Source organism: Microbacterium limosum (assembly GCF_036324365.1).
Lineage (GTDB): Bacteria > Actinomycetota > Actinomycetes > Actinomycetales > Microbacteriaceae > Microbacterium > Microbacterium limosum.
In genome coordinates this window covers 200,152-213,673 of record NZ_CP137080.1, presented here as the reverse complement: position 1 = coordinate 213,673, position 13,522 = coordinate 200,152, and the positions used below count along the sequence as shown (strand labels likewise).

Annotated in this window: 12 protein-coding genes; all 12 read left to right on the top strand. The window is 71.6% G+C overall.

Going from position 1 to position 13,522, the window contains the following annotated elements; genetic code table 11:
• Positions 1-33: 33 nt before the first annotated feature.
• The 12 genes from RYJ27_RS01035 to RYJ27_RS00980 all read left to right on the top strand — a co-directional run bounded on the left by RYJ27_RS01035 (position 34) and on the right by RYJ27_RS00980 (position 13,521).
• On the top strand, positions 34-366 hold the full coding sequence (locus RYJ27_RS01035) for a heavy-metal-associated domain-containing protein (protein WP_330170954.1): 333 nt from the start codon (positions 34-36) through the stop codon (positions 364-366).
• Positions 363-2,639 (top strand): heavy metal translocating P-type ATPase, encoded by a 2,277-nt coding sequence (locus RYJ27_RS01030; protein ID WP_330170953.1) that lies wholly within the window; start codon positions 363-365, stop codon positions 2,637-2,639. Before RYJ27_RS01035 ends, RYJ27_RS01030 begins: the two co-directional genes overlap by 4 nt.
• Before the next feature lie 25 nt (positions 2,640-2,664).
• Positions 2,665-2,934 (top strand): hypothetical protein, encoded by a 270-nt coding sequence (locus RYJ27_RS01025; RefSeq protein WP_330170952.1) that lies wholly within the window; start codon positions 2,665-2,667, stop codon positions 2,932-2,934.
• A 51-nt stretch (positions 2,935-2,985) separates the two neighbouring features.
• A complete protein-coding gene (locus RYJ27_RS01020) occupies positions 2,986-3,621 on the top strand; it encodes a hypothetical protein (RefSeq protein WP_330170951.1) in 636 nt (211 codons plus the stop codon).
• Entirely contained in the window at positions 3,621-4,100 is a 480-nt protein-coding gene (locus RYJ27_RS01015; protein ID WP_330172078.1) for a DUF6153 family protein, read from the top strand. The genes RYJ27_RS01020 and RYJ27_RS01015 overlap by 1 nt, the downstream gene beginning before the upstream one ends.
• A 100-nt stretch (positions 4,101-4,200) precedes the next feature.
• Positions 4,201-4,800: a DUF305 domain-containing protein gene (locus tag RYJ27_RS01010; RefSeq protein ID WP_330170950.1), complete on the top strand. Its 600-nt coding sequence runs from the start codon at positions 4,201-4,203 to the stop codon at positions 4,798-4,800.
• A gap of 105 nt (positions 4,801-4,905) precedes the next feature.
• Positions 4,906-5,778 (top strand): F510_1955 family glycosylhydrolase, encoded by an 873-nt coding sequence (locus tag RYJ27_RS01005; RefSeq protein WP_330170949.1) that lies wholly within the window; start codon positions 4,906-4,908, stop codon positions 5,776-5,778.
• Positions 5,775-8,237, top strand: coding sequence for a phosphoketolase family protein (locus tag RYJ27_RS01000; protein ID WP_330170948.1), 2,463 nt, complete (start codon positions 5,775-5,777; stop codon positions 8,235-8,237). The genes RYJ27_RS01005 and RYJ27_RS01000 overlap by 4 nt, the downstream gene beginning before the upstream one ends.
• Positions 8,237-10,858 (top strand): heavy metal translocating P-type ATPase, encoded by a 2,622-nt coding sequence (locus RYJ27_RS00995; RefSeq protein ID WP_330170947.1) that lies wholly within the window; start codon positions 8,237-8,239, stop codon positions 10,856-10,858. Before RYJ27_RS01000 ends, RYJ27_RS00995 begins: the two co-directional genes overlap by 1 nt.
• Positions 10,859-10,892: 34 nt before the next feature.
• Complete coding sequence (locus RYJ27_RS00990) at positions 10,893-12,380, top strand: multicopper oxidase family protein (RefSeq protein ID WP_330172077.1); 1,488 nt, start codon at positions 10,893-10,895, stop codon at positions 12,378-12,380.
• The gene (gene lgt, locus RYJ27_RS00985; protein ID WP_330170946.1) at positions 12,377-13,279 is read left to right on the top strand and encodes a prolipoprotein diacylglyceryl transferase; all 903 of its coding nucleotides are present in this window, start codon (positions 12,377-12,379) and stop codon (positions 13,277-13,279) included. The genes RYJ27_RS00990 and lgt overlap by 4 nt, the downstream gene beginning before the upstream one ends.
• On the top strand, positions 13,276-13,521 hold the full coding sequence (locus tag RYJ27_RS00980) for a hypothetical protein (RefSeq protein ID WP_330170945.1): 246 nt from the start codon (positions 13,276-13,278) through the stop codon (positions 13,519-13,521). The genes lgt and RYJ27_RS00980 overlap by 4 nt, the downstream gene beginning before the upstream one ends.
• Position 13,522: the final 1 nt, after the last annotated feature.

The following is a 13,522-nucleotide window of genomic DNA, read 5'->3' as shown; positions in this document are numbered from 1 at the left end:
CGTCTTAGTTCTTCGATCGAAAGGAAAGAGCACATGTCTGGTCTTGAGTCTCGTGATCTGGGTCTGACGCAGTCCGGCGGCGGGTGCGCCTGTTGCTCCGGGCACGCCTCCGTCAAGGAGGAGGCGGCGTCCACGTCGCGGACGGAGGTGGTGGCGGAGTACCTCGTGGAGGGGATGACCTGCGGTCACTGCGTGTCGAGCGTCACGGAGGAGCTGTCCGAGATCTCCGGCGTGGGAGCGGTGGATGTGGAGCTGCACGCCGGTGGACTGTCGAAGGTCACCGTCGGCAGCGCCGCGCCGCTGGACGCGGACGCGGTGCGGCAGGCGGTGGAGGACGCCGGGTACCGGCTGGCGCCGGTCTCATGAGCGTGCGTGATGTCGAGCTCGACATCACGGGCATGACGTGCGCGTCGTGCGCGACCCGGATCGAGCGGAAGCTGAACAAGCTGCCCGGCGTGGAGGCGACCGTCAACTTCGCCACCGAGAAGGCGCGGGTTCGCACCGACGACACTCCCGACAGCGAGCTGATCGCGACCGTCCAGGCCGCCGGCTACGACGCCGTCGTGCCCGCCCCGCCCGACGGCGCGGCCGATGCGGCGCCGTCGCGGGATGACGAGCTGGCGTCGCTGCAGCACCGGCTGATCGTGTCGGCGGCGCTGAGCCTGCCGGTGGCGGTGCTGTCGATGGTGCCGGCGTGGCAGTTCACGAACTGGCAGTGGCTCGCGCTGATGCTCGCGGCGCCGGTCGCAGTGTGGGGGGCGTGGCCGTTCCACCGTGCCGCGGCGGTGAACCTCCGGCACGGCGCGGTCACGATGGACACGCTGATCAGCGTGGGCGTGCTGGCCGCGTTCGGCTGGTCGCTGTACGCGCTGTTCTTCGGCGGCGCGGGGATGCCGGGGATGCGGATGAGCCTGCAGCTGTTCGGCACCCCGCAGGCCGGCGGCCACGAGCTGTACCTGGAGGTCGCGGCGCTGGTGACGGTGTTCATTCTCGCCGGCCGGTACATGGAGGTCCGCGCGAAGCGGCAGTCCGGGGAGGCGCTGCGCGCGCTGCTCGAGCTGGGCGCGAAGGATGCCGCCGTGCTCCGCGACGGCACCGAGCAGCGGGTCCCGGTGGCCCAGCTGGTGCCGGGGGATCTCGTGGTGGTGCGGCCGGGGGAGAAGATCCCCTCCGACGGCCTGGTCCGGGAGGGCTCCTCCGCGGTGGACGAGTCGATGCTCACCGGCGAGTCCGTCCCGGTCGAGGTCTCGCCGGGCTCCCGGGTGGTGGGGGCGACGGTGAACGCCGGTGGCCGGCTGCTGGTGGAGATCACCCGCACCGGCGCCGACACGGAGCTGGCCCGGATGGGCCGGCTCGTGGAGGAGGCGCAGACCGGGAAGGCGCAGGTGCAGCGCCTCGCCGACCGGGTCTCCGCGATCTTCGTGCCCGTCGTCATCGCCCTGGCCGTGGCCGCGTTCACCGTGTGGATGCTGGTCGGCGCGCCCGCCGAGGTCGCGTTCACCGCCGCGGTGACGACCCTGATCATCGCCTGCCCCTGCGCGCTCGGGCTCGCGACGCCGACCGCGCTGCTGGTGGGCACCGGGCGGGGGTCGCAGCTGGGCATCCTGATCCGCGGACCGCAGGTGCTGGAGCAGACCCGCCGGATCGACACGGTCGTGCTGGACAAGACCGGCACCGTCACCTCCGGCACCATGACCGTCACCACCGTCCACCCCGTGCCAGGCACCGACCCGGAGGAGCTGGTCCGGGTGGCGGCGGCCGTCGAGGACGGCTCGGAGCATCCCATCGCCCGCGCGATCGTCGCCGCCGCACCCGAGCGGCCGCTGCTGCCCGCCTCGGGCTTCGTGGCTCACCCGGGCGCGGGGGTGCAGGCCGTCGTCGACGGGCGGGCGGTGGTCGCCGGGCGCGCCGGGTGGCTGGCCGACCAGTGGGCGCTGAGCGTCCCCGACGACCTCGCGGCACGGATCGCCGCGGACGAGGATGCGGGGGCGACGGTGATCGTGGTGGCGTGGGACGGGGCCGTGCGCGGCGCCATCAGCATCGCCGACACCCTCAAACCGCACAGCGCCGAGGCGATCGTCCGGCTCAAGAAGCTGGGCCTGACCCCGGTGCTGCTCACCGGCGACAACCCGGGAGCGGCCCACGCGATCGCCCGGCAGGCCGGCATCGACGACGTCCGCGCCGGGGTCACCCCCGCCGGCAAGCTCGACGCGATCCGGGCGCTGCAGGAGGCCGGGCACGTCGTCGCGATGGTCGGCGACGGGGTCAACGACTCCGCCGCGCTGGCCGCCGCCGACCTGGGCATCGCGATGGGAACCGGCACCGACGCGGCCATCACCGCCAGTGACCTGACGATCGTGTCCGGCGACCTGCTGGTGGTGCCCGACGCGATCCGGCTGGCCCGCCGCACCCTGGGCACGATCAAGGGGAACCTGTTCTGGGCGTTCGCGTACAACGTCGCTGCGATCCCGGTCGCGATGCTCGCCCTGCTCAACCCGGTCGTCGCGGCCGCGGCGATGGCGTTCAGCAGCGTGTTCGTGGTCACCAACAGCCTCCGGCTGCGCCGCTTCCGCCCCTTGCCCGGCGTCCCCACACCGGCACCCGCCCACGCCGAGCGCGTCCCCGCCGCCGTGTCCTGACCCCCACGAGAACGGAGAACCACCGATGACCGCCCACTCCCACGACCACGACCACGGCGCGCACGACCACGCGCACCATGACCATGACCACGGATCGCATCATCACCATGAGCCGGCGCCGGGCGCGAGCGAGCGGGTGCGCTGCCCGGTGATGCCCGGCAACCTGGTCAACCCGGAGGAGGCGGAGTCGAAGGGCCTGTTCCGCGACTACGAGGGCAGCCGGTACTGGTTCTGCTGCGCGGACTGCGGGCCGCTGTGGGACGCCGACCCCGCCCGGTACGCCGCGGCCGCCTGATCCGGCCCACGAGCAGCGCGAAGACGAGTACCCGGAGCGAGGTGAGCAGGGATGGATGTCGCGGTGGCGGTGGTGCAGGCGTACTTGCGGGTGAATGGGTATCTCACGGTCGCCGAGTACCCGGTGCTGGATGCCGCGACCCGTCCTGCGCGCACGGTCACCGACCTGGACATCCTCGCCGTTCGCCTGCACCGCACCTCCGGCACGACGGGCCCGGCCGACGCCCCGTTGGATCCGGCGCTGGGCGCGGTGACCGGCGCGGCCGACATGATCGTCGGCGAGGTGAAGGAGGGCCGCCCGCACCCGAACCCCGCGATGCGCGACCCTGCCGTGCTGGAGGCCGCGCTCACTCGGTTCGGCTGCTGCCGGCCCGCCGACGCGCCATGGCTGGTCGCGGAGCTGTTGCGCACCGGGCGGGCCATCGCCCCGGAAGGGCACACGATCCGTACGGTCGTGTTCGGCAACCCCACCTCCGCCCCGCATCCGGGCGCCCCCTGGCACATCGTCCCGTTCACTCAGGTGCTCGGGTTCCTCGAAGAGCACCTCTCCGCGCACTGGCAGGTGATCGGCCGCACCCAGATCAAGGACGACACGCTGGGGCTGCTTGCGTTGCGCGAGAAATCCCGCCGCGCCGGGGCCCATCCGGCGGCTGCGGCTACCCTGGACTCTGAAAGGGGGTCCCGGTGATGCTCGCCATCCGCTCGATGATGCACCACCACCGGCTCCCCGTGCGCGCCCTGGCCGCCGTCGCCCTCGCGGCCGCGGTGATCGGCGGCCTGCTGGCGATGCACGTGCTCAGCAGTGGCACCGCAGACCCCCACACGCCGGCGGCGTCCACCTCGGTCACGGCCGCCGTCTCCGACGCCGCCCCGGCAGCACAGCTGCACAGCACGGCTCCCGGCGCCGCTCATCCCGGCACCGCCCAAGCGGCGCCCTGTGATTGTGCCGCACCGATGGGGTCGATGCCGGCGCAGGATCATTCGATGCTGATGATGGCGTGCGTCCTCGCTCTCCTGGTCGGGCTACTGCTGATCGCCGCGCCTGTCCTCACCGGGGTGCTCGCCGTTGTTGCCCGCACCGCCGACACCGGGCTGCGGTTCGCCCGTCGCGGGGTGGCCCGCGCCCGCGCTCCGTCTCTTCTCGTCCTCTCGATCAGTCGCACCTGATTCGCCGTCGCCTCTTCCCGGACCCTGTCCGGGGGATGCTCCGCCCTGCCCGGGCACCGAATCACCTCATGCACTTGACTGACACGAAAGGACCCTCATCATGAGGAAACTGCGCACCATCGCATTGACCAGCTCCGCCGTGCTCGCGGCCGCTCTCGTCCTGGCCGGCTGCGCCCCGCAGGACGGCACCATGCCCGGCATGGACCACGGACCCGGCGGGATGACCGAGACCACCGAACCCGCGGCAGAGTTCAACGCCGCCGACGAGATGTTCGTCACGATGATGATCCCGCACCACCAGCAGGCCATCGACATGGCCGACATCGTCCTGGCAAAGACCGACGTCGACCCGCAGGTGACCGAGCTCGCTCAGCAGATCAAGGACGCCCAGGGACCCGAGATCGAGACCATGCGCGGCTGGCTCGCGGACTGGGGTGTCGAGGAGCCGATGGGCGGCATGGACCACGGCGACGGGATGATGTCCGAAAACGACATGACCGCCCTTGAGGACGCGTCCGGCCCGGAGGCGAGCCGCCTGTTCCTCGAGCAGATGATCGTGCACCACCAGGGCGCGATCGAGATGGCCGAGATGGCGCTGGATGCCGCTCAGAACCCGGACGTCACCGCCCTCGCCACCCAGGTGATCGAGGACCAGACCGCCGAGATCACCACCATGCGGGACCTGCTCGCCACCCTGTGACCGCACCGGGCGTGCGGGACACCCCGCACGCCCGGTAGCCGTCGGCGCTCGCGCCGCCTCGAGCGCGGCGACGAAACTCACAGCCACATTCTCATGGAGGTTCCGTTGACCATCCGCCTCACGACCGTCGCCGCAGCCACGGCGCTGACCGCCGCCGCGCTGCTGCTGGCCGCCTGCACCCCCGCCCCGCCACCGGGGCCGGTGGGTGACCCGGACCCGCTCGGGCACGTGCACGCGATCGCCCCGGACGGCACCGGGGTGCTGCTGGGCACGCACACCGGCATCTACCGGATCGACGAGGAGGGGGAGGCGACCGGTCCCGTGGGCGGATACGAGTTCGACGCGATGGGGTTCACCGTCACGGGTGGCACCTGGTTGGCGTCCGGGCATCCCGGCTCATCCACGCCGCCGGAGCTCGGTGCCCCGAACCTCGGTCTGATCCGCAGCATCGACGCGGGCGAGACCTGGGAGCCGGTCGCATTCACCGGGACCGAGGACTTCCACCTCATCACCACCGATCCCACAGGCACGCTGTACGGGATCGGATCCACCATGCCCTCTTTGCGGATCAGCATCGACGCCGGCGCCACGTGGACGGATGGGGCCACCCTCACCGGGGTCGCCGGGCTCGCCGCCAGTGCTGAGGCGGTGTACGCGGCGACCGAGGAGGGGCTGCAGACCAGCACCGACGGCGGCGTGACGTTCGTCGCGGTCGCCGACGCGCCGCTGCTGTACACCGTGGCCGCCGCGGACCAGACTCTGGCCGGGGTGGACACCGACGGGACCGTGTGGCGCCTGGCACCCGCCGCGACGTGGGAGCAGGTCGGCACCGCAACCGGGCGGGTGCAGGCGATCGCCGCGACCGGGGAGGGGCTGGTGCTGCTCGTCGACGACCGCGGCATCGTCCGCCTCGGCCCCGCCCCCGACGAGACCACGATCCTCCGCCCGGCCACCGCTTCGACAGGAGAACGACCATGACCACCGCACCAGCGCCCACCGCGTGGGCGCACCGCACCGGACCCGCCGACCCCGCCGCCCTGGCGGGGGTGGACGCGTGGTGGCGGGCGGCGAACTATCTGAGCATCGGGCAGATCTACCTGCTCGATAACCCGCTGCTGCGCCACCGCCTCACCCCCGACGACATCAAGCCGCGGTTGCTGGGCCATTGGGGCACCACCCCGGGCCTGAACTTCCTGTACGCACACCTGAACCGCGCGATCCGCGACCGGGACCTGAACACCCTGTACGTGACGGGGCCCGGGCACGGCGGCCCGGGGATGGTCGCGAACGCGTATCTGGACGGCACCTACACCGAGCGGTTCCCGCAGATCGACCGCACCGAGGCGGGGGTCAGGGCGTTGTTCCGGCAGTTCTCGTTCCCTGGCGGGATCCCCTCGCACGCGTCCCCGGAGACGCCCGGGTCGATCAACGAGGGCGGGGAGCTCGGCTACTCCCTGGTGCACGCATACGGCGCCGCGTTCGACAACCCGAACCTGCTGGTCGCCTGCGTGATCGGCGACGGTGAGGCCGAGACCGGGCCGCTGGCCACCGCGTGGCACGGCAACAAGTTCCTCAACCCCGCCGCAGACGGGGTGGTGCTGCCGATCCTGCACTTGAACGGCTACAAGATCGCGAACCCGACCGTGCTGTCCCGCATCCCCGAGGCCGAGCTGGTCGCGCTGCTGCGCGGCTACGGCCATGAGCCTTTTGTCGTGACGGTCGGCTTCGACGATGAATCTCCGCAGGAGTCCCACGCGAAGTTCGCGGGCGTGCTGGATGCGGTGCTGGACCGGATCGCCGACATCAAGGCCGCCGCCGCGGCCGGCACCCTGCACGAGCGTCCGGCGTGGCCGGCGATCGTGCTGCGCAGCCCGAAGGGGTGGACTTGCCCGAAGGTGATCGACGGCCTCCCGGTGGAGGGCACCTGGCGGGCGCACCAGGTGCCGCTCGCGGAGGTCCGCGACACCCCGGAGCATCTGCGGATCCTCGAGGACTGGCTGGCCTCCCACCGGCCCCACGAACTGTTCGACGTGACCGGCGCCCCGCGTGCCGTGACGGTCGCGGTGGCGCCGGAGGGGGATCGGCGCATGAGCGCGAACCCGGCCGGCAACGGCGGGCAGCTGACCGTCCCGCTGCGGCTGCCGGACTTCCGGGAGCACGCGCAGCCGGTCGACCCGGCGGAGCGGGGTGCGGGAACCGGGGAGGCGACGCGGGTGCTGGGTGAGTGGCTGGCGGGGGTGATCCGGGACAACCCGGACAACTTCCGCATCTTCGGGCCGGACGAGACCGCCTCCAACCGCCTCGCCCCATCCGTCTACTCGGCTGCGGGCAAGCAGTGGAACGCGGCCGTGGAACCGGTGGACGAGCACCTCGCCCCGACGGGGAGGGTGATGGAGGTGCTCAGCGAGCACCAGTGCCAGGGCTGGCTCGAAGGCTACGTGCTGACCGGCCGGCACGGCCTGTTCAACTGCTACGAGGCGTTCACGCACATCGTCGATTCGATGTTTAACCAGCATGCCAAATGGCTCGAAGCCGCCCGCGCCGTGTCGTGGCGGGAGCCGGTCCCGAGCTTCAACTACCTGTTGTCCAGTCACGTGTGGCGGCAGGATCACAACGGGTTCAGCCACCAGGATCCGGGGTTCATCGACGTCGCCTTGAACAAGAGCCGGGACGTCGTCCGGGTGTATCTCCCGTTCGATGCGAACACGCTGCTGTCCACCTACGACCACTGCCTGCGCTCGACCGGGTACATCAACGTGGTCGTCGCCGGCAAACAGCCCGCCCCGCAGTGGCTGACCATGGACGAGGCGATCGAGCACTGCACCCGCGGGCTCGGGATCCTGCCGTGGGCGGGCACCGAGACCGAAGGCATCGAGCCAGACGTCGTGCTCGCCGCCGCCGGCGACGTGCCCACCCTCGAGGTGCTCGCCGCGGCGGCGCTGCTGCGCGAGCACGTCCCGGACCTGAAGGTGCGGGTGGTGAACGTGGTCGATCTCACCCGGCTGCAGTCCGAGGACCAGCACCCGCACGGGCTGCCGGATCGGGAGTTCGACGCGATCTTCACCCCCGACAAGCCGGTCATCTTCGCTTACCACGGCTACCCGTGGCTGATCCACCGGCTCACCTACAAACGCGCCGGACACCAGAACCTGCACGTGCACGGCTTCCAGGAGCGCGGCACCACCACGACCCCGTTCGACATGGTCATGCTCAACGACCTCGACCGGTACCGGCTCGCCATCGACGTCCTCGACCACGTCCCCGGCCTGGGCGCCCGCCACGCCGGCCTGCGGCAGGAGCTGCAGGACGCGCGCCTGCGCGCCCGCGCCCACACCCGTGAGCACGGCACCGACATTCCCGCCGTCGCCGACTGGCGATGGCCCCACCCCGACACTGACACACCTGCCACCGACCCCGTCATCGGGAAGGAACTGTGATGAACGACACCCAGACCGTGACCCTGCAGGTCAGCGGCATGATCCGCGCGACCTCCAAGAACGTCACCGAAGCCCACCTGGGCCGCCAGCCCGGTGTGATCGCCGTCGACGCGAACCCGGTCTCGCAGACCGCGACGGTCACCTACGACCCGCAGACGACATCGGTCGCGCATCTGCAGCAGTGGGTCATCGAGTGCGGCTACCACTGCGCCGGGCAGTCCGTCCCCGACCACATCTGCGACCCCGCGCACGACCCGCACGCCCACCAGATGCCTGCCGGCCACGACGGGCACGCCGGTCACGAGGGGCACGGGCCGCACGGAGGGCATGATGCGCATGCCGATCATGACGCGCACACCGGCCACGAGGCCCAGGCTGACCCCGGTCACGCCGGTCACGCCGGGCATGAGCACCACACCGCTCCCGACCGTGAGCACAGCGGTGAGACTGTTCCGACAGACCACGCCCACCCGGCCGAGGTCGGTGAGCACGCCGGACACGGCGCCGCTCCCGCGGCAGGCGGGCACGATCACGGCGCCGAGCCGACCGCGCACAGCGCGCAGGAGATGATGGGCCACGGCGGGCACGGCGGCGGGATGTCGATGGCCGCGATGATCCGCGACATGCGCAACCGGTTCCTGGTCGCGCTGATCCTGTCGATCCCGATCACCCTGTGGTCCCCGATCGGGCGGGAGGTGATCGGGTTCGAGGTGCCGGCCCCGTTCGGGCTGCGCGACGACGTGTTCATGCTGATCCTGTCGCTGCCGGTGATCTTCTACTCGGCGTGGATCTTCTTCGACGGCGCCTACCGGGCGTTGCGGGCGAAGACGCTGGACATGATGGTGCTGGTCTCGGTCGGTGTCGGCGCGGGCTGGCTGTACAGCCTGTTCATCACCCTCACCGGCGGCGGCGAGGTGTTCTACGAGGCCGCCACCGTGCTCGCCACCTTCGTGCTGCTGGGGCACTGGGTGGAGATGCGCGCCCGCGGCGGCGCGAACGACGCGATCCGCACCCTGCTCGAGCTCGCGCCCTCGCAGGCGGTCGTGATCCGCGACGGGCAGGAGGTCGAGATCCCCACCAGCGAGGTCGTGCCCGGGGATCTGATGCTGGTCCGGCCGGGGGCGAAGATCCCCACCGACGGGGTCGTGGAGTCCGGCGAGTCCGAGGTGGACGAGTCGATGGTCACCGGCGAGTCGATGCCGGTGACGAAGGCCCCCGGTTCGGAGGTGATCGGCGCGACCGTGAACACCGTCGGCACCCTCCGGGTGACCGCGACCAAGGTCGGGTCCGACACAGCGCTGGCGCAGATCGTGAAGCTCGTGCAGGAGGCGCAGAACTCCAAGGCCCCAGGGCAGCGGCTCGCCGACCGGGCCGCGTTCTGGCTCGTGTTCGTCGCCCTGATCGGCGGGACGGGCACCTTCGTGGTGTGGCTGCTGGCCGGGATGGACGTGCCGATGGCGATCCTGTTCGCGATCACGGTCGTGGTCATCACCTGCCCCGACGCGCTCGGGCTCGCGACCCCGACCGCGATCATGGTCGGCACGGGCCTGGGCGCCAAGCGCGGGGTGCTGTTCAAGAACGCGACCGGCATCGAGACCGCCGCCCGCATCACGACGGTCGTCTTCGACAAGACCGGCACTCTCACCAAGGGGGAGCCGGAGGTCACCGACTACCTCACTGCAGGCGGCGACGACCTCGAGCTGCTGAGCCTGGCCGCCGCGGCGGAGCGGGAGTCGGAGCATCCGCTCGCCCAGGCGATCGTCGCGTACGCCGACGCCCGCGACATCCCGCGCCGCACCGCGACCGCGTTCCGCAACATCACCGGGCAGGGCGCGGTAGCGACCGTCGATGGGAAGCGGGTCGTGCTCGGCAACACCCGCCTGATGGCCGCCGAGGGCATCGACATCACCCCCGTGGAGGCATCCCAGCGGGAACTGGCGGGCTCGGGCCGCACCGCGATCCTGTTCGCCGTCGACGGGCAGATCGCCGGCGTCATCGCCCTGGCCGACGCGCCGCGGGAGAGCGCGAAGACCGCGATCGACGCCCTGCACGAGCAGGGCATCGAGGTCGCGATGCTCACCGGCGACAACCAGCCCACCGCGGAACGGATCGCCGCGCTGCTGGGCATCGACACCGTGATCGCCGAAGTGCTGCCCGAGGACAAGTCGCAGAAGGTCGCCGAGCTGCAACAGGCGGGGAAGAAGGTCGCGATGGTCGGCGACGGCGTCAACGACGCCCCCGCCCTCGCTCAAGCCGATCTCGGCGTCGCGATCGGCGCCGGCACGGATGTCGCCATCGAGACCGCCGACGTCGTGCTGATGCGCTCCGACCCCCTCGATGTCGCGATCGCGCTGAAGATCGGGAAGGGAACGCTGCGGAAGATGCGGCAGAACCTCGGCTGGGCCATCGGGTACAACGCCCTCGCCCTGCCGATCGCCGCGGGGGTGTTCTACCCCGCGTTCGGCATCATGCTCTCCCCGGAGATCGCAGCGATCAGCATGTCCGGCTCGTCCGTGATCGTCGCCGTCAACGCGCTGCTGCTGAAGCGGCTGCGGCTGCCCGCACAGGCCGCGGACACGACGGGATCGGCTGCCGCGGTGAAGGAGCCCGAACGTGTCTGACCTGCCTCGCACACCCGCCGCGTTGTCGCGGGCGATGCTGACCCGCCGGGGGCTGCTCGGCGTCGGCGTCGGCGCGGCCGCGGCGATCGTGCTGGCCTCCTGCGCCCCCGAGGCGCGCTGGGTGCAGCCTGCCGGTCAGCAGGTGGCCGGGACGGAGCGCGCTCGGGGAGGCACCGGGCGGGTCACCGCGGTGGAGCTGATCGCCGCGGCGGCCACCCTGGACCTCGCCGGCACGCCGGCGTCCACATGGGCGTTCGGCGGGGTCCCCGCCCCGGTGATCCGGCTGGGAGCGGGCGACACCCTCAGAGCGACGGTCCGCAACCGGCTCGAGGCGGATACGTCCGTGCACTGGCACGGGCTCGCCCTCCGCAACGACATGGACGGGGTGCCGCCGGTCACCCAGGCCCCGATCGGGCCGGGCGGGGAGTTCGTGTACGAGTTCGTCGCCCCGCATCCGGGCACCTACTGGTTCCACCCGCACGTGGGCCCCCAGCTGGACCACGGCCTGTACGGCGCGCTGATCGTGGAGGACCCGGACGAGCCGGTCACGTGGGACGACGAATGGGTGCTGATCCTCGACGACTGGCTCGACGGGGTCACCGCCACCCCCGACCAGGTCCTCTCGGACCTGTCGGCGGGGATGGGCGACATGGGCGGGATGGGCGACATGTTCATGCGGATGGGGAACCTGCTGATGGGCGCCACCTCCGACCTGCTCGGCGGCGACGCCGGTGACGTCTACTACCCGCATTACCTCATCAACGGGAAGCCGACAGCGGACCCCGCACAGTTCACCGGCACCCCCGGAGCACGGGTGCGGATCCGTGTCATCAACGCCGGCAGCGACACCGCGTTCCGATTCGCCGTCGGCGGCCACCGGCTAACGATCACCCACACCGACGGGTTCCCCGTGGACCCGGTCGAGGTCGACAGCATCCTGATCGGGATGGGCGAACGCTACGACCTGCAGGTCACCCTGGGCGACGGGGTGTTCCCCGTCGTCGCCGACGCGGAAGGAAAGCAGGATCGCGCGTTCGCGCTGCTGCGCACCGGCGCCGGCACGGCACCGGCCAGCGACGTCCCCGTCGCCGAGCTCGGGACCGGCAGGGTCGGCACCGCTGCCGGGCTGAGCGCGACCGCCGCCGTCGCCCTGCACCAGGCATCCCCCGACCGGGTCGTGCACCTCGCGCTGACCGGGGGGATGGAGGCGTACGACTGGGGGATCGACGGGCGCCGGTTCGACATGAACGACCCGTTGCGGGACGCGCACGCGATCAGCGAGGGGGAGCGGGTGCAGCTGCGGATTCGCAACGACACCGAGATGTGGCATCCGTTCCACCTGCACGGCCACACCTACCAGCACGCGAACGGCGGCCCCCGGAAGGACACCTCGATCATCCTCCCGGGCCAGACCCTGACGGTCGACTTCGACGCCGACAACCCCGGTCTGTGGGTCGCGCACTGCCACAACATCTACCACGCTGAGACCGGCATGACCACGGTGCTCGGATACCGGTCATGATCGGCGCGTTCATCCCCAGCCCGGACGTCACCGGGTTCGCGGTGGGGCCGTTCACGATCCGCTTCTACGCGGTGTTCATCATCGCCGGGATCGTGATCGCCGTCTGGCTCACCTCCCACCGGCTGCGGCAGCGCGGCGCACCAGCGGGTGTCGTGGTCGACGTCGCCCTGTGGGCGGTTCCGGCCGGGATCGTCGGCGGCCGGCTCTACCACGTGCTCACCCACCCCGCGGACTACTTCTACGAGGGCGCGGACCTGTGGCGGGTGCTGTACGTGTGGGAGGGCGGTCTGGCGATCTTCGGAGCGATCCTCGCCGGCAGCGTCGCCGCGTGGCTCGCGTGCCGGCGTGCCGGCATCCGGTTCCTCTCGTTCGCGGACGCCCTCGCGCCCGGGCTGCTGATCGCGCAGGCGATCGGCAGGTGGGGCAACTACGTCAACCAGGAGTTGTTCGGCGCCCCCACCACGTTGCCGTGGGGGCTGCAGATCGACCCCGCGAACCACGCCTTCCCGCCCGGGCTGCCCCCGGACACCCTGTTCCACCCGCTGTTCCTGTACGAGATGCTGTGGAACCTCGCCGGTGCGGCCGCGATCCTGCTGATCGAACGCAGAGTGCCGTTGCGGTGGGGCAAGGCGCTCGGCGCGTACCTGATCGTCTACGGCACCGGCCGCGCCTGGCTCGAGGCGCTGCGCCTGGATCCGACCGGGCTGCTGCTGTGGGGTGTGAAGGTCAACCTGCTGATGGCCGCCCTCATCGCCGTCGCCGGCGTCGCGCTGATCGTCGTGCAGTCCCGCCGCCACCCGGAACCGGAACCGTCGCCGTACCTGCCCGGACGCGCTCCCACCCCTGGCGCGACGGTGCCGGGGCCACCTATCGACGTACGGGAAGGAGCACCCGGATGACACGTCGTCCACGACCCGACCCCGATCCGGCCGCGAGGTACCGTCGTCGTCGCCGGTACCTGCGGGCCGGGCAGGCGATCATGGCTGTCGGTGCCCTCATCGTCGTGGTGCACTGGCTCGCCCACATCGAGGCGTTCGGCCCGGGGCAGCCCGAGGGCTGGATCGACCTGGCGGCCGGGTATCCGATGGGCGCGCTGTTGGTGATCGCCGGCGCGGTCCTGGCCAGCCGCAAACCCACCTGAC